Source organism: Streptomyces sp. NPDC059909, assembly GCF_042730885.1.
GTDB lineage: Bacteria > Actinomycetota > Actinomycetes > Streptomycetales > Streptomycetaceae > Streptomyces.
The window spans coordinates 41,906-60,700 of record NZ_JBHWKX010000003.1 but is presented as its reverse complement, the minus strand read 5'-3'; the positions used below and the strand labels follow the sequence as shown (position 1 = coordinate 60,700).

Here is an 18,795-nt window from a genome sequence, read left to right as displayed (position 1 = left end):
TCTTCTCGCTCACAGCTTCGGCGCAATCTCTTCGGTCCAGATCCGGGTCCGCTCCTCCTGCGGCAGGTGGCACGCGGACCAATGACGGCCGCCGCCCCCGTCCGTCGCCAGCTTCAGCTCGGGACGAACGGTGCGGGTGATGCCGTCCTTGGGCATGTCCGCGTACGGGCAGCGCGGGTGGAAGGCGCAGCCGCTGGGGACGTTGATGAGGCTGGGCGGCGATCCCTTGACCGGGATGAGCCGGTCGGTCTGCTCCCGGTCGATGCGCGGCATCGAGCCGAGCAGGCCCCAGGTGTAGGGGTGCTGCGGCTCGTAGAACACCGACTCGGCCGGCCCGCGCTCCACGCAGCGCCCGCCGTACATCACCAGGATGTCGTCGGCGAGCTCGGCGACCACGCCCAGGTCGTGGGTGATGATGATGACCGCGGAGCCGAACTCCTTCTGCAGATCCCGGATCAGGTCGAGGATCTGCGCCTGGACGGTCACGTCCAGTGCGGTCGTCGGCTCGTCCGCGATGAGCAGCTCGGGGTTGTTGACCAGCGCCATCGCGATCATCGCGCGCTGGCGCATACCGCCGGAGAACTCGTGCGGGTAGTTGTCGACGCGCTTGCCCGGCTCGGGGATGCCGACCCGGTCGAGCAGCTCGACCGCGCGCTTGCGGGCGGTCTTCTTGTCCACGTTGTTGTGGACTCGGTAGGCCTCCACGATCTGGTGGCCGACCGTGTAGTACGGGTGCATCGCCGACAGCGGATCCTGGAAGATCATCGCCATCTCGCGTCCGCGCAGCCGGCGCACGGAGTCGGGGTCGGCGGAGAGCAGTTCCTGGCCGTTGAGCCAGATCTCGCCGGAGATCCGCGCCTTCTGCCGCCCGTACTGCCCGACGGTGTGCAGACCCATGATGCCGAGCGACGTCACCGACTTGCCGGAGCCGGACTCGCCCACGATGCCGAGGGTCTTGCCCTTCTCCAGCTGGAAGGTGAGGCCGTCGACGGACTTGACGAGGCCGTCGTCCGTCGGAAAGTGGATCTTCAGGTCGCGTACGTCCAGAAACGCGTCGGACGGTGCGGACGCGACGGGCTCGCCCACGGCGGCTCCGGTCTTCGACAGCTTGTCCGTCATGCGAGCCTCACTCGGGGGTCGATCACCGCGTACAGAAGGTCCACCACGAGGTTCGCGATGACGACACAGGCCGCGGTGATGAGCGTCACCGCCAGGATCAGCGGCAGGTCGCGGTCGCTCACCGCCTTGTAGGCCGCGTAGCCGAGGCCGTGCAGATCGAACGCGGTCTCGGTCAGGACCGCGCCACCGACGAGGGCGCCGAGGTCCATGCCGAAGATGGTCAGGATGGGGGTCATGGTGGAGCGCATGGCGTGCTTGCCGAGCACGACCGGCTCCGGCAGGCCCTTGGCCCGTGCCGTGCGGATGTAGTCCTCGCCGAGCACTTCCAGCATGGTGGCGCGGGTGAGCCGCGCGTACATCGCCGCGTAGAGGAAGGCGAGGGTGACCCAGGGCAGTAGCAGGCCGCCGAACCATCCGCCGAGCGACTCGCTGATCGGCACGTACTCGGCGTTGAGCCAGCCCAGCTGGGTTCGGAAGACCAGCATCGCCAGCATGGCGGTGAAGTAGATCGGGAGCGAGACACCGGCGAGCGCGGTGATCATCGCGATCCGGTCGACGACCGTGCCGCGCTTGAGCGCGGAGAGCACACCGGCGGTGACACCCAGGATCAGCCAGAGCACCGCGGCACCGAGGACCATGGAGATCGTCACCGGGAGGCCGTCGAGGAGCATGTCCCAGACCTCCTGCTCGGTACGGAAGGAGTAGCCGAAGCAGGGCGCCGCACAGTGGATGGTCTCGCCGCCGCCGACGTAGTCGCGGCCGACGAAGATTCCGGATACGAAGTGCCAGAACTGCACCAGGATCGGCTCGTCCAGGCCCAGCTTCTGACGGATGCCCTCAATGGCAGCCGGATCCGCCTGCTTGCCGACGAACATCGCGGCAGGGTCGCTGCCGGTCATCTTGGGGATGAGGAAGAAGATGCCGAACGTCACCAGGGTGACGACGAGCAGCATCACTGCGACGGCGAACAGCCGTCGGACGATATATGCAAGCATGCGGTCGGCCGGGCGGCGGCCGGGAAATCCGATCGGATTCCCCGGCCGCCGCGCACGGCCATCACCTGCCCTTCGGACCTAGCGGCGGGTGGTGCGCCGTTGGAGCGGGTGGAGGGTTACTTGACGACGCCGAGCGACGCGTAGTCGTAGCGGCCGTTGTAGGCGTCGGCCGTGTAGACGTTGGTCAGTCGCGAGCTGCGCCAGATGATGTTCTTCTCGTGGGTGAAGGGCAGGTAGACCGCGGCCTCCGAGACCTTCGTGTTGATCTGCTTGTAGAACTCGCCGGCCTTGTCCGGGTCGGTCTCCTTGAGTGCCTGGTCGAACAGCCCGTTGATCGCCGGGTCGTTCAGCTCCGAGAAGTTGTTGTTACCGCTCTGGAGGATGAAGCGGCCGTCCACCAGCGGCTGCATGAAGCCCTGACCGGTCGGGAAGTCGGCGCCCCAGCCCATGATGATGATGCCGTAGCCCTTCTCCTTGACCACCTTCGGCGAACCGATGATGCCGGAGGTCTGGGCGCCGTCGAACTGGTCGATCTGGGCGTCGATGCCGACGGCCTTCAGCGACTGCTGGAGGGACTCGGCGGTCGCGATCTCGACCTTCTTGTTGTTGCGGACCGCAATGGTGGTCTTGAAGCCGTTCGGCTTACCGCACTTCTTCAGCGCTTCCTTCGCCTTGGCGACGTCCGGCTTACCGCCGAGCTTGCCGTACGGGTCGGCCTTCGGGTCGGCACCCTTGATCGCCGGCGGCAGCATGTTGGTGGCGATGTCGCCACCGGCCTGCGGGCCGCCACGGGCGGTCTGCAGGGACTTGGAGTCGGCGGCGTAGATGATCGCCTTGCGGCACTCGACGTTGTCGATGACCGTCTGCGGGAAGACCGCGTAGCGGATGAAGCCGGTCTGCGGGTTGTCCGCGTTCTCCTTGTGCTGCTGGAGCACCTTGGCGCGGGCCGCCGCACCGACGCCGGTGGCGTTGAGGTCGAGGTCGTACTCGCCCTCGATCAGACGGTTGTCCATGTCGTCGGCGTTGGTGGTCAGCTTGACGCTGATCTTGTCCGGCAGCGCCTTGCGGATGGTGTCCGTCTTGGCGTCCCACTTGTCGTTGCGGACGAGCAGCATCGACTTGTTGGGGGTGTACTCCTGCCACTTGTACGGGCCGGAGGAGAAGGGCTTCAGGCCGTACTTGGCCTTGGTGTCCATGTCCTGGCGGACCGGGGAGGCGGCGGGCATGGCCAGCATCTGCAGGAAGTCACCGTTGGCGACCGGCAGCTTGAAGATGATGGTCTTGTCGTCCGGGGTCTCGATCGCCTTCAGGCCGAGCTTGTCCGCGGAGGTGTCCTTGTAGGGACCCTTGTACTCGCCCTTGGGGTCGAGGACCTGCTGGAGGTAGATCGGACCGCCGGAGATGACGTCCTGGGCCCAGATGCGCTCGATGCCGTACTTGATGTCCTTGGAGGTGATCGGCTTGCCGTCCTCCCAGTTCACCCCGTCCTTCAGCGTGAAGGTGTAGGTCAGGCCGTCGGCCGAGACCTTGCCGGTGTCGGTGGCGAGGTCGGAGACCAGCTCGGTGGAGCCCTCACCCGGGACGGCCTTGAAGGAGACCAGCTGGCGGGTGTAGTAGCGGGCGAAGTCCCACATGAAGCCGTAGTAGCCGCGCTGCGGGTCCCACGAGTCGGCGTCCTGCGAGCCGATGAACTTCAGCTCGCCGCCCTTCTTGTCCGAGGCGTTGGCGACCTTGTTCACCGCGGCGTTGAAGCCCGCAGCGCCACCCTTGCCCTTGTTGCCACCGTCGTCGCCACCACCGCACGCCGTGGTGACGAGCATGGTGGCCGCGGCGAGCAGTGCGCCCGCGGCGAGTCGGCGCCGCGCTGGGCTGTTCAGTGTCATGCTCTCGCAACCTCCGAATTAGTGGCGGCCGTTACGGCGGTCCGCCGTTTGGGGATTGGCCACCTGTCGCCAGCGGCAGGGGCGGTCTTGCGGTTTCTTCCGGACGGCTCATCGCGGAGGATCAGGTGCCGAGCGACGAGCGATCGGCAGGCGGTCAGCGAGCTCCCTTCGGGTCGAGCGCGTCTCGCACGCCGTCGCCGAAGAGATTGAACGCCAGGACGGTGACGAAGATCGCGAGGCCCGGGATCACCATGAACAGGGGGTCCGATTCATAGGTGGTGATGGCCGTCGACAGCATCTGACCCCAGGAAGCGGTGGGAGGCTTCACGCCCGCACCGAGGAAGCTGAGGGCCGCTTCGGTGAGGATGTTGGTGGGGATCATGAGCGTCGCGTAGACGGTGATCGGGGCGATCAGGTTGGGCAGCAGCTCCCGGCGCAGGACGTAGAGGCGGCCGGCACCCAGGCTGCGCGCGGCCTCGACGTACTCGCGCTCGCGCAGCGAGAGGGTCTGGCCGCGGACGATCCGGCCCACGTACGGCCAGCCGAAGAACCCGATCACGACCACCAGGGCGCCGATGCGAACTCCGGACCCGGAGACTCCGAGGAGCTCGTTGGGGAGGACGGAGACCAGGGCGATGGTGAAGAGCAGCTGCGGGAAGGCGAGCATGACGTCCATGACCCGGCTGAGCGCCGCGTCGATCCAGCCACCGAAGTAGCCGGCCACGATGCCGAGGATCGTGCCGAGGAGGACCGCGAAGACCGCCGCGAGAAAGGCGACGAGGAGCGAGATCCGGGCACCGTAGACGATGCGGCTGAAGACATCACGGCCGTTGACCGGCTCGACGCCGAAGAGGAAGTCGGAGCTGATGCCGCCGTAGGAGCCGATCGGAGTGCCGAAGAGCGGGTCGATCTGGTCCTCGTGGAACTCGTCCGGCGGGTGGCCGAGCAGGCCCACGATCAGCGGCGCGAAGACCGCGACCAGGATCAGGAAGAACACGACGACACCGCCCGCGAGGGCGAGTTTGTCCCGCTTGAGCCTTGTCCAGGCGATCTGCCACGGGGACCGGCCCTCGATCGCCTTCCGGGGGACATCCGCGGCGACATCAACAGCCGCGGTCTCAGCCACTGTCGTGTCGTGCAGTGGTGCCGTCATCGTGGTGGGACCCCTCTCGGCCGACTGTGGTCGACCCGCGCCCGCCGCTGTAGCGGCTTGGCTCCAACAGTGGTGCAGTGTGTGCGGGACGAGCACCTGCCCGACCGGCTAGTCGCACGCAGGTCCGAAGGTGCTTGTTTCCGGGGAGTCTTCAATGGGCACGCGATCACCCGCCAGACCTGTCGGGGAATGTTTGCGTAAACGTGATGCGGTCAGTCAGGTTCCGTTATCCGGACTGGGAGATCGACTGAGCGGACCACTCGGCCGCTAATCCGTCAGATCGGACATGCGGCGCAAATTCCGCCCATGCCCGGTGAATTGACCCCTGAATGAGAGGGCGGTCCGTGCGCGGTTCAGTACGCCCGCGGCGCGGCGGGAGGGTATCCGTACCCCGGCTGCTGGGGCGGTACGCCATGGGCCTCGCGGTCGTAGAAGGGGCGGGCGTTGGCCCGCAGCCACATGGTCACCGGGTCGTACTCGTCGGACATGGCGACGGTGGAGACGGGGAGGCCGTCGGGGACGGCGACGATCGACTGCTGCATCATCGCGCGGACGGCGTCGACGGACTGCTGCCCCGTGTCGTACAGATCGAGGCCGATGGCGAGATACGGGGCACCGAGTGCGGGCTGCACCCAGGCCCTGCGCAGGGAGCGGACGGCGGGGGTGCGATGGGCGTTCTGCGTGAGCAGGGCGTAGAACTGGGGGATCTCGATGGCGGGCTCGGTCAGCCGCAGCGGCCCCGCGGGCATCCGGTCGAGGCCGGTGGCGATCCGGCGCAGGTCGAGCCAGGGGATGCCGACGCCGCCGCCCGGGGCGTGCGGGTTGAGCCAGATGCCCCACCGGTCGGGGAAGAGGGTCCGGGCGATGTCGACGCCGGTGACGACCTCGTGCGCGCGGTTCCAGCCGGAGGCGGCGAGCTCCTGGGCGGAGGTGACGCAGGGCGCGTAACCCTGGCCGTCCACCTCCATGTTCCCGTACTGGGCGTCGGGCGAGCCGGACCGGCCGTGCCAGAGGAGCATCCAGAGCCGGCCTTCGGCGAGGGCGTGCAGCAGCGCCTCGTACGCGTCGTAGCGTCCGGGCGTCACCTGGCGCAGCATGTGCTCGACCTGCCCGGCCGCCGCGGTGCCTGACGCACTCACTCTGGGTCCCGCCCCTCTTCGATCCGCCATGGAGTGTGCGACCGCACCGGGCAAGTGCGGCGGCCACGTCATCAAACCAGCTTAAGCGGCCGTACTGACACCAACTCGACGACTACAGGTGCGAGTGGGCGTGCGGCTGCGGGTGCTGCCGGGTGTAGAAGGGCCGGACGCGGTTGAGCATCCAGTCGCCGACGGGGTCCTGCGCGATGTCGAGGAGAACCAGGTTGACCGGCCACTTCACGGCCACGCGGCCGAGGGCGCGGCCGAGGGCGTCCATGGGGGCGGTGCGGTGGTGGCCCTCCCAGGCGGAGAGCTGGACACCGACGAACAGCGTCGGCGCGTCGCCCTCGATGCTGGCGAGGACGCGGCGGGCGGTCTGGACGACGCCGGTCTCCTCGAACTCTCCGGCCGCGGCCGCGAGGAAGTCGATCGGCTCGTCCTGCCAGTCCGGCTCGAACAGCCGCACCCGGCCGCCGCCGGCGGACCCGTCCAGGGGCGTGCGCCCGACCCGGCACAGCTCGGCGACGGCGGGCGGCGGGAGGGGTACACCGATGGTGCCGCCGGGATTCACGGCGATCCCGAGCTGCGGGGGCAGTCCGCGGGCGAACTCGATCGCGGGAGCGACGGTGCCGGACATCCGGTCGCCGACGCACTGCAGGAACTGCTGCTGCGAGCTGTAGACGGGTACGTACGGCGCCCCGTCGATGTCCAGCGTCGGCAGGTCGAGGGCGGCGCTCCCGGGTCCGCCGCCGTTGGGCAGCGGCACCCAGACGTGGCTCCGCCCGAGCACCTCGACGAGCCGGCCCCCGGCGGCGGGGTTGCCGAGCGACGCGGCGAGCACCTCTTCGAGCTCATTGGCGGGCCATGTCGTGTCCACGTGCGTTTCCCTGCTTCCCCGTCCCCGTGCGGCCCGGGGTCGGGCCGCGATGTCCTGCCCAAGCAGGGTAACGGCACCACGGGGCGCCCCGGGGGCTCCGCCCCCGGACCCCGCTGGGGCGCCGCCCAGGTCCCGGTTCCGCCGGCTCTGCCCCCGACCCCCGCTCCTCAGCTCCCCCACGCCCTGGGCGGGCGAGGGGGGCGCAGGGCGCCCGGAGCTCGATGACGGACACCGGCCCACCCGCCGGTACCAGCCAGGCCTTTCAAGCCCCTCCGGCGCTTGAGGACGGACACGCCGGCCGAGCCTCCGGTGCGCGCTCACATGTCCAGCCCGTCCGGCGCTCGAGACGGACACGCCGGGCCACCCGGACGGCCGCGCCCACCCCGGCCCCGCCCGTACGGCGGAAACCGGGATTGGGGGCCAGGCCCCGCCGCCTCACGCCGCAGGGTTGAAGCCGATACGGGTCAGGGCCGTCGCCGCGTCGCGGTCCAGGATCGTGGCGGAGGCGCACCCCGCGGGGAGGCGTCCGCGCTCCGCGTCGCGGACGAGGCGGGAGACCGCGTACCGGTGCCGGCTGAAGGCGTACGGGGACACTCCGCGACCGCGCTCCCGCTGGCCCGCACGCGCGACCGCCGGGGTGACGTCCAGGAGCAGCAGATGGAGCGCGCGCCCCCGCCGCCGGGCCTCGCGGGCCAGCCAGCGGCGTACCCAGGACTGGGTGCCGCAGTCGTGGACGACCACACCCGCGCCGGAGCGCAGCGCGCGCCACAGCCCGGCGTAGTGGGCCACGCGGACCAGGGGGCGGTACACCGCGTACGGCAGGAAGCGCGGCATCCGCTCGTCCCAGCGGTCCCGGGTGTCCTGCGAGTCGATCCCGCCGCCCTCGGCGGCGCGCCGGATCAGCGTGGACTTGCCGCTCCCCGGCAGCCCGGAGATCACGACCACGTCGCCGTGGGCGAACACCAGGCTCCGCGGGCCGCGCCCGCCACGCTCCCGCAGGTCACGCACCACGGGTCCGGGCGCGCCCAGCAGCCCGCGCGCGGGCACGCCGGGCACACCGGAAGCACCGGACCGCACGCGCACACCCGCTGTCGTCGTCATATAGGCACCTGACCGCTGCAACGTCATCGCTCTCCCCCTTGTCGGGTCATCGTGACCCTGCCCAGGAAGCTTAAAGAAAAGGTAATGACCAACAAGTGATTTGCCGATCGGAGCGCCCGTGCAATGATGTCCGCGCAAACTGCATACCGGCCGCTTGAATCCGCGCGGGAGAGTCCTGGCCACTGTGTGCGCCGGGCGCCGAAGGAGCAAGTACCTCCCTTGAATCTCTCAGGCCCCGTACCGCGCGCGATGAGGCAGATCTGAAAAGCGAGTCGCAGGTCCTGTGGCTCCACCCAAGGTGCAAGTCGTGATCACACGCAAATGTGGTCGTGATGAACCTCTCAGGTTTCGATGACAGATGGGGAGGATCGTCCTCGCCAGTCATGCCCTGGGAGCCCTATCCATGAGCACCAACCCCCGTCTCACCGCCCTCGATGCGCTGCATCGCTCGCTGGGCGCGACCATGACCGACTTCGCCGGCTGGGACATGCCGCTGCGGTACGGCAGTGAGCGCGACGAGCACAACGCCGTACGCACCAAGGCCGGTCTCTTCGACCTCTCCCACATGGGTGAGATCACCGTCACCGGGCCGCAGGCCGCCGTCCTGCTGGACTACGCGCTGGTCGGCAACATCGGCGGGGTCGCGGTCGGCCGCGCCCGCTACACGATGATCTGCCAGGAGGACGGCGGCATCCTCGACGACCTGATCGTCTACCGCCTCGGCGAGACGGAGTACATGGTCGTCGCCAACGCCTCGAACGCGCAGATCGTCCTCGACGCCCTCACCGAGCGTGCCGCCGGCTTCGACGCCGAGGTGCGCGACGACCGTGACGCGTATGCGCTCATCGCCGTACAGGGCCCCGAGTCACCCGGCATCCTCAAGTCGCTCACCGACGCCGACCTCGACGGACTCAAGTACTACGCGGGCCTGCCCGGCACCGTCGCCGGCGTCCCCGCGCTGATCGCCCGCACCGGTTACACGGGCGAGGACGGCTTCGAGCTCTTCGTCGAGCCCCAGCACGCGGAGAAGCTGTGGCAGGCGCTGACCGAGGCCGGCGCGCCCGTCGGTCTCGTGCCCTGCGGCCTCTCCTGCCGCGACACGCTGCGCCTGGAGGCGGGCATGCCGCTGTACGGGAACGAGCTGACCACCGGGCTCACCCCCTTCGACGCGGGCCTCGGCCGGGTCGTGAAGTTCGAGAAGGAGGGCGACTTCGTGGGCCGTACGGCCCTGGAGGCCGCCGCCGAGCGTGCCGCGACGAACCCGCCGCGCAAGCTGATCGGCCTGATCGCCGAGGGCCGCCGGGTCCCGCGTGCCGGGATGTCCGTGGTCGCCGCCGGCGAGGTCATCGGCGAGGTCACCTCGGGCGCGCCGTCGCCGACCCTGGGCAAGCCGATCGCCATGGCCTATGTGGACGCGGCGCACGCCACGCCCGGATCCGAGGGCGTAGGCGTCGACATTCGCGGTACCCATGAGCCGTACGAGGTCGTGGCGCTCCCGTTCTACAAGCGCCAGAAGTAGTCCTCCGGTCCTCCAGCAGTCCCCATCAGCAGCACTCCCCCGCGTACAGGAGAATTCACGTCATGAGCAACCCCCAGCAGCTGCGCTACAGCAAGGAGCACGAGTGGCTGTCGGCCGCCGAGGACGGCGTCTCGACGGTCGGCATCACGGAGCACGCGGCGAACGCACTCGGCGATGTCGTGTACGTCCAGCTCCCGGAGGTCGGTGACACGGTGACCGCGGGCGAGTCCTGCGGCGAGCTGGAGTCGACCAAGTCGGTCAGCGACCTGTACTCCCCGGTGACCGGCGAGGTCGTCGAGGCCAACCAGGACGTCGTGGACGACCCGTCGCTGGTGAACTCCGCCCCGTTCGAGGGCGGCTGGCTGTTCAAGGTTCGCGTCGCGGAGGAGCCGAAGGACCTGCTCTCCGCGGACGAGTACACCGACTTCGCCAGCTGACCAGAAACCCTTAGGGATCGCGTGATGTCGCTTCTCAACACCCCTCTCCACGAGCTCGATCCGGACGTCGCCGCCGCCGTCGACGCCGAGCTCCACCGTCAGCAGTCCACCCTGGAAATGATCGCCTCGGAGAACTTCGCTCCGGTCGCGGTCATGGAGGCCCAGGGCTCCGTCCTCACGAACAAGTACGCCGAGGGCTACCCGGGCCGCCGTTACTACGGTGGCTGCGAGCACGTCGATGTCGTCGAGCAGATCGCCATCGACCGCATCAAGGAGCTCTTCGGCGCCGAGCACGCCAATGTGCAGCCGCACTCGGGCGCCCAGGCCAACGCCGCCGCGATGTTCGCGCTGCTGAAGCCGGGCGACACGATCATGGGTCTGAACCTCGCGCACGGCGGGCACCTGACCCACGGCATGAAGATCAACTTCTCCGGCAAGCTCTACAACGTGGTCGCCTACCACGTCGACGACGCCACCGGCCAGGTCGACATGGCCGAGGTCGAGCGGCTCGCCAAGGAGTCGAAGCCGAAGCTGATCGTCGCCGGCTGGTCCGCCTACCCGCGCCAGCTGGACTTCGCCGCCTTCCGCCGGATCGCGGACGAGGTCGGCGCGTACCTGATGGTCGACATGGCCCATTTCGCGGGCCTGGTCGCCGCGGGTCTGCACCCGAACCCGGTGCCGCACGCCCATGTCGTGACCACGACCACGCACAAGACGCTGGGCGGCCCGCGCGGCGGTGTGATCCTCTGCACGGCCGAGCTCGCCAAGAAGATCAACTCCGCGGTCTTCCCCGGTCAGCAGGGTGGTCCGCTGGAGCACGTGATCGCGGCCAAGGCCGTCTCGTTCAAGGTCGCGGCCTCCGAGGAGTTCAAGGAGCGCCAGCAGCGCACCCTGGAGGGCTCGAAAATCATCGCCGAGCGTCTGGTGCAGGACGACGTCAAGCAGGTGGGCGTCTCGGTCCTGTCCGGTGGCACGGACGTCCACCTCGTCCTCGTCGACCTGCGACACTCGGAGCTGGACGGCCAGCAGGCCGAGGACCGGCTGCACGAGGTCGGCATCACGGTCAACCGCAACGCGATCCCGAACGACCCTCGCCCGCCGATGGTCACCTCGGGTCTGCGGATCGGCACGCCGGCGCTCGCGACCCGCGGTTTCCAGGCCGAGGACTTCCGCGAGGTCGCCGACATCATCGCCGAGGTGCTCAAGCCCTCGTACGACGGTGAGGCCCTCAAGGCACGCGTCTCGGCGCTCGCCGCGAAGCACCCGCTTTACCCTGGTCTGTAACAGCCGCTGACAGCTGCTGCAACAGCCAGGACAAAAACAAACGGGGCACCGCACGCACTTACCGGTGAATGCGGTGCCCCGCACCACGTACCGCCCGTTCGTTCTTCTGCGCCACCCTGGCAGACAACGGCGTCTACCACCCCCTAGGAGTACCCCCGTGGCCATCTCGGTCTTCGACCTGTTCTCGATCGGCATCGGCCCGTCCAGCTCCCACACGGTCGGCCCCATGCGGGCGGCCGCCCTGTTCGCCCGCCGGCTGAAGAACGAGGGCCTGCTGGCCCACACCACCGCGATACGCGCCGAGCTGTACGGCTCCCTGGGCGCGACCGGTCACGGCCACGGCACCCCGAAGGCGGTCCTGCTGGGCCTGGAGGGGAACTCCCCGCGCACGGTCGACGTCGAGACCGCCGACGACCAGGTCGAGCGGATCAAGAGCAACAAGCGGATCAACATCCTCGGTGTGCACGAGATCGGCTTCGACTTCGACGAGGACCTGGTCCTGCACCGCCGCAAGGCTCTCCCGTACCACGCGAACGGCATGACCCTGTGGGCGTACGACGACGAGGGCAAGACCCTGCTGGAGAAGACGTACTACTCGGTGGGCGGCGGATTCGTCGTCGACGAGGACGCCGTGGGCGAGGACCGGATCAAGCTCGACGACACCGTCCTGAAGTACCCCTTCCGCACCGGTGACGAGCTGCTGCGCCTCTCCCGCGAGACCGGTCTGTCGATCTCGGCTCTGATGCTGGAGAACGAGAAGGCCTGGCGGTCCGAGGAGGAGATCCGCGAGGGCCTGCTGGAGATCTGGCGGGTCATGCAGGCCTGCGTCTCGCGCGGCATGTCCCGCGAGGGCATCCTGCCCGGCGGTCTGAAGGTCCGCCGCCGAGCCGCCACCACCGCGCGCAAGCTGCGCTCCGAGGGCGACCCGCTGGCCCTCGCGATGGAGTGGATCACCCTCTACGCGATGGCCGTGAACGAGGAGAACGCGGCGGGCGGCCGCGTCGTCACCGCCCCGACGAACGGCGCGGCAGGCATCATCCCGGCCGTCCTGCACTACTACATGAACTTCGTCCCCGGCGCCGACGAGGACGGCGTGGTCCGCTTCCTGCTCGCGGCCGGCGCGGTCGGCATGCTCTTCAAGGAGAACGCCTCGATCTCCGGCGCCGAGGTCGGCTGCCAGGGCGAGGTCGGCTCGGCCTGCTCCATGGCCGCCGGCGCGCTCGCCGAGGTGCTGGGCGGCTCCCCGGAGCAGGTGGAGAACGCCGCGGAGATCGGCATGGAGCACAATCTCGGCCTGACCTGCGACCCCGTCGGCGGCCTGGTCCAGATCCCGTGCATCGAGCGCAACGGCATGGCGGCGGTGAAGGCCGTCACGGCGGCGCGGATGGCGATGCGCGGCGACGGCAGCCACAAGGTCTCGCTGGACAAGGTCATCAAGACCATGAAGGAGACCGGCGCGGACATGTCGGTGAAGTACAAGGAGACCGCGCGCGGCGGTCTCGCGGTGAACATCATCGAGTGCTGAGCCCGGCCCCGGACATGGCACGGCCCCCGGCGTGATCGCCGGGGGCCGTGCCATGTCCGTCCGACGTCAGTTCTTGTTCAGCGACGCCCAGAACTCGTCGAAGGTCAGCAGGCCGTCGCCGTTGCTGTCCTTGGCCTTGATGACGGCCTCGGCGACGGGCTCGGTCACGTGGAAGTCACCCAGCTGCGCCATGACGCTCTTGTACTCGGCGGCCGAGATCAGCCCGTCGCCGTTCAGGTCGTACCGATCGAAGGCCTTGCGCGCCGACTCGATGTCCGCCACTGGACCACCCCTTCTTGGTGCATTACTGACGGAGGTCAGATTATCGGCGCGAGCCGGGCAGCACGCCCTGGGGGCCGATGGGGGACCATGGGGGCATGAGCGAGGCGCTGGCACGGATCCTGGCGGCGGCGGCGCGCGGCGAGTTCCCGCCGCCGGACGGTACGACCACGGTGATCCCGCAGCCGAATCCGCGGGACGCCGGAGTGCTGGCCTTCACCGCACACTCGGTGGTGTTCACCGACGAGGATCCCGAGTGGGTCCGGGCCACCCTGGCGGCCACGGCGAGCGATCCGCTCGCGGCGAGCATGAACCCCTCGTTCCTGAGCGCGCTGATGGCCAGGACCGGCCGTTCCATGAACACGATCGACCTGCTGACGGTCGCCCCGGCACGGGCAGGCCGTCCGTCCGTCCCGCTGCGTGAGATCGAGGACCCGGCGCATCCGCGCGTCGCGCGGGCCCTCAAGTTCCGTGACGAGGTACGGGTGTGGGCCGCGGACGGCGGCGTCCTGGTCCTGGGCCGCGGGGTCGCCGGCCGCTGGGAGGCGGCGATCGAGGTGGACCTGGCGGCGCGCGGCGCAGGGCTCGGGGTCGAGCTCGCGCTGGCCGCGCGCCACCTGGTCCCGGGCGGCGGCCACGTCTGGGCGCAGCAGTCGCCGGGGAACGCCCGAAGTGTGCGGACCTTCCAGCAGGCGGGGTTCCGGCCGGTCGGCTCGGAGGCCCTGCTGGTGGCCGGGTGACGTGCCCCTGTGGTGACCGGACGGGCCGACGCGACGGCCGTCAGCCGCGCCAGGGACGGTAGTGCGGGTTGTCCTGGCACTCCGACATGATCTCGGTCTTCCTCACCCTGTCGACCGGGCAGCCGCCGACGATGAACTCGCGGGCCACACCGCCGGGGAAGGCGACCTCGAGCTGGTCGGCGTACTTGTGGTCGTCGCCGATCGTCGCGTTGACGTCGATCCCGCCCGGCGCGTCGACGTAGTAGTTCCAGGCGCTCTTCCACTTCTTGTACAGGTCGTGGTCGTACGTCGTCGACACGAACGGCGAGGGCTGGTTGACCAGGACGTACTTCTCGAGGTCGTACTGCCCGTCCAGCGGGGCCTTGGGGTGGAAGCCCTGCTCGAAGACGGTGTCGGGGCCGCGGCCGTCGGCCCGGTAGAGCTGCCGGCAGTCGGCGCGCCACGACGGGGCCGGGGTGATGCGGTCGACGTCGACCCGGCGGTCGGCGGCCGTGTGCAGGCGGTCGGCGACGACCGGACACGCCGCCTTCACGGGGACCTTCGCCGGCGCGGCGGCCGTGGGGACCGTGGGGGCTGCTTCGGTGGCTGCGGCAGGGACGAGTACGGCCGACAGGGACAGGGCGAGGACAGCGGCCTGCCGCCGCGAACGAGTGGTGATCATGGTGATCACGATCTCGGCCGCGCGGCGGTGGGCAGCGGACCGTCACCCGATGGTGGTCGTGTCCGTCCGCGTCAGCGGAACACACCCGTATGGCCGAGCGAATAGCGGCCGGGCTGCGGATAGACCGCGAGGCCGTGGGGGCCGCCGCCGACCGGGATCCGGGCCAGCTGCTGCCCGGTCGCGGTGTCGATGGCGTACACCTCGGAGTGGTAACGCCCGGACAGCCACAGCACCTTGCCGTCGGCGGAGACGCCGCCCATGTCCGGGGAGCCGCCGTCGGGGAGCCGCCACTTCTTGGTGAGCTCGTCCCGGGCGAAGTCGAAGACGGAGACGGTGCCCTCGCCGCGGTTGGTGATGTACATCTCCTTGGAGTCGCGGCTGACGTAGAGGCCGTGGGCACCCTTGCCGGTGGGCAGCAGGACCGGCGTGGTGAACTTCTCGCCGTCGAGCACCCACACGCCGTGGGCCGTCATGTCGGCGATGTAGAAGGTCTTTCCGTCCGGCGAGATCTTCACGTCCTGCGGCATCGCGCCCTGGAACGGCAGTTTCTGCTGGGCGGTCACCTCCATCCGCTCCGTGTCCACCTTGAGCAGCTCGCCGGAGAACTCGCAGGAGACGATGAAGTACCGGCCGTCGGCCGAGAAGTCCGCGTGGTTGACGCCGTAGCAGGACACCGGCTCGGTCTTGGCCACGGCCATGGTGTGCGGATCGCGGAAGACCAGCCGGCGATCGAGGGACGCCATGACGATGGCGTACCGGCCGTTGGGCGTGAAGTAGAGGTTGTACGGGTCGTGCACCTCGACGGGCGGGCCCGCCTCGCCGGTGGCCGGGTCGATCGGGGTGAGGGTGTGACCGCGGTTGTTGTTCACCCAGAGGGTCTTGAGGTCCCACGACGGGACGACGTGCTGCGGCTGGGCGCCCACCGGGATGGTGTCGATGACCTTGTACGTCGCCGGATCGATGACCGAGACCGTGTTGGAGAGGGTGTTGGGTACGTACACCCGCGACGGGAAGTCCGCGACCACGGGCGACAGCCTTCCGGGACGGTCCGCGGCGTAGACGTCCTTGGGGTCCAGGAGCGACGGCATGCCGGGCAGGCCGGACGAGACGGCGGCCGTCGCCGGCCGGACCGGCGGCGGGGCGAGCTCCGTCTCGCTCCTCTTCACGGGGCCGCTGCAGGCCGCGGCGAGGACGGCGAGTGCGGCGATGGCGAGAAGGGCCGTGGATCGCTTCGTGAGGTGCGGCATCAGGTCAGCAGCTCCGTGGTCGTCACCGCGCGCAGTCCGCGGCGGTCCAGTTCGTCGAGGAGGGCGGGCAGTGCGGCGACCGTGTCCGGGTAGCCGAAGTGCAGGCTCACCACCGAGCCGCCGCGGATCGCGCCGGTGACGGTGCCGATGACGGCGGGAGCGCCGGGCGAGGTGTGGTCGAGCGAGTCGATGTCGTACGAGAGCGTGTGCGGATAGCCCGCCCGTGCGGCCAGTCGCTGGACGAGCGGGGTGGCGTGGCGGGTCCGGGACGGGCGGAACCAGCTGCCGATCGAACCGGTGAGCCGTCGCAGCCGCTGTGCGCAACCGGTGATCTCGGCGTACGCGTCGGGCTCGGACATCGACGAGATGTCGAGGTGCCGCAGCGTGTGGTTGCCGAGGTCGTGGCCGCCGTCGAGGACGCGCCGGGCGAGGTCCGGGTGCTCGTCCAGCCAGGTGCCGACGGCGAGCACGGTGATGCGGACACCCGCCCGCTCGGCCTCGGCGAGCAGGGCGCGGGCGGTGGCGGGGCCGCCTCCGCCGTGGAAGGTGAGGGCGACGGCGGGGCGGTCGCGGGGGCCGTTGGTGATCTCGGCGGGCAGACCGGGGAAGCGGCGGGGGCCGGACCGGTGCGTGGGGGAAGGGGACGCGGGTGCCGCGGGGACGGCGGGTGGCCTCGGGGTGGGGCCGGTGTCCGTACATCCCGTGGCGAGGACTCCGGCGAGGGCCGCGCCCGCGTGTGCGCCCGCGCGCAGGGCGTCGCGGCGACCGATCCGATTCACGCGACCACGGTAGGTGCGGCAGGGGTGAAAATAGCGATTTGCCCACTTCAGGGCCGTGTCGGGTCGCAGCCCCGTCAATCGATGCTTCTCCCAGCCCGGCCCATATTTATTCATTGTTTGCGAGGCCGGTGGCTCATTTCACCTTGGATTCATCTCGCTGTTGGACTGGTACATACCGATTTGCCCCAGTAGGGACTTTTGGCGGTATGGCCCCCCGTCTGCCATAGTCGGTGACACGACCCCCATTGACCCGGGCCAGGTCGTTCACAGCGGTCGTGGATCACACCCCCGAGTCCACGACCGCACGCATGAAGCCCCCTAGGCGCCGCATCACGGCAACAGGGGGCTTTCGTGCATCACGGACTTCGCGCTTCGCGAGCTTTCGTGCGTCAGCGGTCCGGGACGCGCATCTCGAACCAGGTCGTCTTGCCCCGCGGCAGCAGATCGACCCCCCAGCGGTCGGAGAGCTTGTCGACCAGAAAGAGACCACGGCCGCTGGTGTCCATCTCGTGCACCGGCATCAGGCACGGCAGCCCCCGCGAGGGGTCCCGTACCTCGATCCGGATCCAGCCCCGCCGACGGAGCATCCGCAGCCCGAAGACGCGCGCCCCGGTGTGGCGCACCGCGTTGCCGACGAGCTCGGAGACGAGCAGGATCGCGTGCTCGGCGATCTGCGGGGACAGCGCCCACTGACGCAGCACCACACACTGCGTCAGCCTGCGGGCGGTGGCCGCCGACTCGGGACGGGACGGCAGCCGGACCTCCTCGTCCGTCGGATCCCCGAACAACTCGAGTGCTTTGAGCGCCTGTTCGTCCTCGACGGCCGGCGTCCACCGCGCAGCGGCCACACTTCCGCGCTGCCGCGGTTGCTCCATGCCCTCCAGCCCCGCCATGCCCCCCATGATGGCCGCCCAGAGCACCTTCCGTGGCCGTTCCGGAGGAATCGGTACCCCGGAATCTATGATTCCGGGGTACCGCTTTGACATATGCCAGTGGCAGCTCGGGCACCTTCAGAGCCCATCCGACCTGCGGTGACGCACCGCTTGCGAATGATCGCCAAGCGCTGCGGACAAGGTCGCCTTAGGGTTCTCTTAAGGTTCGTTTAAGCCACCCATGGGGTTGACGCAAAGGCCGGTCGTGTCCAACTGGGCCCGCGTCAGGGCGATTTCGGGTTCAGAGGAACTTCGCCTTCCCCGGACCCTCCTCGACGAAGCTGCGCATCCCGCGCTCGCGGTCCTCGGTCGCGAACAGGCCCGCGAACCAGTTCCGTTCGATCGCCAGACCCGTGTCGATGTCCGTCTCGAGACCCGCGTCGACGGACTCCTTCGCCGCGCGCAGCGCCAGCGCCGGCCCCTGGGCCAGCTTCGCCGCCCATGCGTGCGCCTGCTCGTACACCTCGGCGGCCGGCACGACCCGGTCGACCAGGCCGATCGCCAGCGCCTCGTCGGCCTTCACATGGCGGCCCGTGAAGATGAGGTCCTTGGCCTTGGACGGACCGACCAGCCGGGCGAGCCGCTGGGTGCCGCCCGCGCCCGGAATCAGCCCGAGGAGGATCTCCGGCTGGCCCAGCTTGGCGTTGTCGGCGGCGATCCGGTAGTCGGCACAGAGCGCCAGCTCGCAGCCGCCGCCCAGCGCGTAGCCGGTGACGGCCGCGACGACGGGCTTGGGGATACGGGCGACGGCGGTGAACGAGTCCTGCAGGGCTCTGGACCGCTTGACCATCGCGGCGTGGTCCATCACCTGCATCTCCTTGATGTCCGCGCCGGCCGCGAACACCTTCTCGCCGCCGTACAGGATCACGGCCCGTACGTCGTCGCGGTCCGTCGCCTCGGCGGCGAGCTCGCGCAGCCGGTCCTGGGTGGCGATGTCGAGGGCGTTCATCGGGGGTCGGTCGAGTCGGATCGTGCCGACGCCTTCGGAGACTTCGAGAGAAACGGTCATGGCATGCAGGTTAGTGGGAGGGGGTCTGGGGGTTTTCCCCGGAAGGCACAGCACGGAGGAGGGCCCGGTGCTGTCGGTCACAGCGCCGGGCCCTCGCACGTCCGTGCGTCCGTACG

At 69.6% G+C, this 18,795-nt stretch carries 18 protein-coding genes and 1 riboswitch; of the genes, 5 read left to right on the top strand and 13 right to left on the bottom strand.

What is annotated here, in order from left to right; genetic code table 11:
* Positions 1 to 9: 9 nt before the first annotated feature.
* From ACFV9O_RS03945 to ACFV9O_RS03915, 7 genes are all read right to left on the bottom strand, one after another.
* Entirely contained in the window at positions 10 to 1,119 is a 1,110-nt protein-coding gene (locus ACFV9O_RS03945) for an ABC transporter ATP-binding protein (RefSeq protein WP_385411939.1), read from the bottom strand.
* The gene (locus ACFV9O_RS03940; protein WP_385411935.1) at positions 1,116 to 2,114 is read right to left on the bottom strand and encodes an ABC transporter permease; all 999 of its coding nucleotides are present in this window, start codon (positions 2,112 to 2,114) and stop codon (positions 1,116 to 1,118) included. Before ACFV9O_RS03940 ends, ACFV9O_RS03945 begins: the two co-directional genes overlap by 4 nt.
* Positions 2,115 to 2,230: 116 nt before the next feature.
* A complete protein-coding gene (locus ACFV9O_RS03935; RefSeq protein WP_385411932.1) occupies positions 2,231 to 3,997 on the bottom strand; it encodes an ABC transporter substrate-binding protein in 1,767 nt (588 codons plus the stop codon).
* A gap of 154 nt (positions 3,998 to 4,151) precedes the next feature.
* Positions 4,152 to 5,150: an ABC transporter permease gene (locus ACFV9O_RS03930; protein ID WP_385411929.1), complete on the bottom strand. Its 999-nt coding sequence runs from the start codon at positions 5,148 to 5,150 to the stop codon at positions 4,152 to 4,154.
* A gap of 353 nt (positions 5,151 to 5,503) precedes the next feature.
* Entirely contained in the window at positions 5,504 to 6,289 is a 786-nt protein-coding gene (locus ACFV9O_RS03925) for an enhanced serine sensitivity protein SseB C-terminal domain-containing protein (RefSeq protein ID WP_385411927.1), read from the bottom strand.
* A 112-nt stretch (positions 6,290 to 6,401) separates the two neighbouring features.
* Positions 6,402 to 7,166 (bottom strand): enhanced serine sensitivity protein SseB, encoded by a 765-nt coding sequence (locus tag ACFV9O_RS03920; protein WP_385411925.1) that lies wholly within the window; start codon positions 7,164 to 7,166, stop codon positions 6,402 to 6,404.
* Between the two features lie 435 nt (positions 7,167 to 7,601).
* Positions 7,602 to 8,294 carry an AAA family ATPase gene (locus tag ACFV9O_RS03915; RefSeq protein ID WP_385411924.1) on the bottom strand — a complete coding sequence of 231 codons (693 nt, stop codon included), beginning with the start codon at positions 8,292 to 8,294 and terminating at the stop codon, positions 7,602 to 7,604.
* A 128-nt stretch (positions 8,295 to 8,422) separates the two neighbouring features.
* A riboswitch (glycine riboswitch) is annotated at positions 8,423 to 8,520 on the top strand.
* Positions 8,521 to 8,670: 150 nt separating this feature from the next.
* Here ACFV9O_RS03915 and gcvT point away from each other — a divergent pair.
* From gcvT to ACFV9O_RS03895, 4 genes are all read left to right on the top strand, one after another.
* Complete coding sequence (gene gcvT / locus ACFV9O_RS03910; RefSeq protein ID WP_385411921.1) at positions 8,671 to 9,786, top strand: glycine cleavage system aminomethyltransferase GcvT; 1,116 nt, start codon at positions 8,671 to 8,673, stop codon at positions 9,784 to 9,786.
* A 62-nt stretch (positions 9,787 to 9,848) separates the two neighbouring features.
* On the top strand, positions 9,849 to 10,223 hold the full coding sequence (gcvH, locus tag ACFV9O_RS03905; RefSeq protein ID WP_385411919.1) for a glycine cleavage system protein GcvH: 375 nt from the start codon (positions 9,849 to 9,851) through the stop codon (positions 10,221 to 10,223).
* 24 nt (positions 10,224 to 10,247) lie between these two features.
* Positions 10,248 to 11,507 carry a serine hydroxymethyltransferase gene (glyA, locus tag ACFV9O_RS03900; RefSeq protein WP_385411916.1) on the top strand — a complete coding sequence of 420 codons (1,260 nt, stop codon included), beginning with the start codon at positions 10,248 to 10,250 and terminating at the stop codon, positions 11,505 to 11,507.
* A gap of 157 nt (positions 11,508 to 11,664) precedes the next feature.
* Complete coding sequence (locus tag ACFV9O_RS03895; RefSeq protein ID WP_385411913.1) at positions 11,665 to 13,032, top strand: L-serine ammonia-lyase; 1,368 nt, start codon at positions 11,665 to 11,667, stop codon at positions 13,030 to 13,032.
* 66 nt (positions 13,033 to 13,098) lie between these two features.
* Here the strand turns inward: ACFV9O_RS03895 and ACFV9O_RS03890 are convergent, their stop codons facing one another.
* Positions 13,099 to 13,314, bottom strand: a complete 216-nt coding sequence (locus ACFV9O_RS03890) for an EF-hand domain-containing protein (RefSeq protein WP_385411911.1) — start codon at positions 13,312 to 13,314, stop codon at positions 13,099 to 13,101.
* A 95-nt stretch (positions 13,315 to 13,409) separates the two neighbouring features.
* Between ACFV9O_RS03890 and ACFV9O_RS03885 the strand changes: the two genes are divergently transcribed.
* On the top strand, positions 13,410 to 14,051 hold the full coding sequence (locus tag ACFV9O_RS03885; protein WP_385411908.1) for a GNAT family N-acetyltransferase: 642 nt from the start codon (positions 13,410 to 13,412) through the stop codon (positions 14,049 to 14,051).
* 40 nt (positions 14,052 to 14,091) lie between these two features.
* Here ACFV9O_RS03885 and ACFV9O_RS03880 read toward each other — a convergent pair whose 3' ends face one another.
* The 5 genes from ACFV9O_RS03880 to ACFV9O_RS03860 all read right to left on the bottom strand — a co-directional run bounded on the left by ACFV9O_RS03880 (position 14,092) and on the right by ACFV9O_RS03860 (position 18,679).
* Positions 14,092 to 14,712 (bottom strand): ADP-ribosyltransferase, encoded by a 621-nt coding sequence (locus tag ACFV9O_RS03880; RefSeq protein ID WP_385411905.1) that lies wholly within the window; start codon positions 14,710 to 14,712, stop codon positions 14,092 to 14,094.
* A gap of 71 nt (positions 14,713 to 14,783) precedes the next feature.
* Positions 14,784 to 15,959, bottom strand: a complete 1,176-nt coding sequence (locus ACFV9O_RS03875) for a YncE family protein (protein ID WP_385411903.1) — start codon at positions 15,957 to 15,959, stop codon at positions 14,784 to 14,786.
* The gene (locus tag ACFV9O_RS03870; protein WP_385411900.1) at positions 15,959 to 16,738 is read right to left on the bottom strand and encodes a polysaccharide deacetylase family protein; all 780 of its coding nucleotides are present in this window, start codon (positions 16,736 to 16,738) and stop codon (positions 15,959 to 15,961) included. The genes ACFV9O_RS03875 and ACFV9O_RS03870 overlap by 1 nt, the downstream gene beginning before the upstream one ends.
* A gap of 389 nt (positions 16,739 to 17,127) precedes the next feature.
* Positions 17,128 to 17,631, bottom strand: a complete 504-nt coding sequence (locus ACFV9O_RS03865) for an ATP-binding protein (protein WP_385411898.1) — start codon at positions 17,629 to 17,631, stop codon at positions 17,128 to 17,130.
* A gap of 280 nt (positions 17,632 to 17,911) precedes the next feature.
* Positions 17,912 to 18,679 carry an enoyl-CoA hydratase/isomerase family protein gene (locus ACFV9O_RS03860; protein ID WP_242329964.1) on the bottom strand — a complete coding sequence of 256 codons (768 nt, stop codon included), beginning with the start codon at positions 18,677 to 18,679 and terminating at the stop codon, positions 17,912 to 17,914.
* Positions 18,680 to 18,795 lie beyond the last annotated feature (116 nt).

Excerpts from the sequence above, each read along its gene's own strand:
- ACFV9O_RS03945 (WP_385411939.1), bottom strand. The coding sequence starts at position 1,119 with ATGACGGACAAGCTGTCGAAGACCGGAGCCGCCGTGGGCGAGCCCGTC.
- ACFV9O_RS03940 (WP_385411935.1), bottom strand. The coding sequence starts at position 2,114 with ATGCTTGCATATATCGTCCGACGGCTGTTCGCCGTCGCAGTGATGCTG.
- ACFV9O_RS03935 (WP_385411932.1), bottom strand. The coding sequence starts at position 3,997 with ATGACACTGAACAGCCCAGCGCGGCGCCGACTCGCCGCGGGCGCACTG.
- ACFV9O_RS03930 (WP_385411929.1), bottom strand. The coding sequence starts at position 5,150 with ATGACGGCACCACTGCACGACACGACAGTGGCTGAGACCGCGGCTGTT.
- ACFV9O_RS03915 (WP_385411924.1), bottom strand. The coding sequence starts at position 8,294 with ATGACGTTGCAGCGGTCAGGTGCCTATATGACGACGACAGCGGGTGTG.
- gcvT (WP_385411921.1), top strand. The coding sequence starts at position 8,671 with ATGAGCACCAACCCCCGTCTCACCGCCCTCGATGCGCTGCATCGCTCG.
- gcvH (WP_385411919.1), top strand. The coding sequence starts at position 9,849 with ATGAGCAACCCCCAGCAGCTGCGCTACAGCAAGGAGCACGAGTGGCTG.
- glyA (WP_385411916.1), top strand. The coding sequence starts at position 10,248 with ATGTCGCTTCTCAACACCCCTCTCCACGAGCTCGATCCGGACGTCGCC.
- ACFV9O_RS03885 (WP_385411908.1), top strand. The coding sequence starts at position 13,410 with ATGAGCGAGGCGCTGGCACGGATCCTGGCGGCGGCGGCGCGCGGCGAG.
- ACFV9O_RS03880 (WP_385411905.1), bottom strand. The coding sequence starts at position 14,712 with ATGATCACCACTCGTTCGCGGCGGCAGGCCGCTGTCCTCGCCCTGTCC.
- ACFV9O_RS03875 (WP_385411903.1), bottom strand. The coding sequence starts at position 15,959 with ATGCCGCACCTCACGAAGCGATCCACGGCCCTTCTCGCCATCGCCGCA.
- ACFV9O_RS03865 (WP_385411898.1), bottom strand. The coding sequence starts at position 17,631 with ATGGCGGGGCTGGAGGGCATGGAGCAACCGCGGCAGCGCGGAAGTGTG.
- ACFV9O_RS03860 (WP_242329964.1), bottom strand. The coding sequence starts at position 18,679 with ATGACCGTTTCTCTCGAAGTCTCCGAAGGCGTCGGCACGATCCGACTC.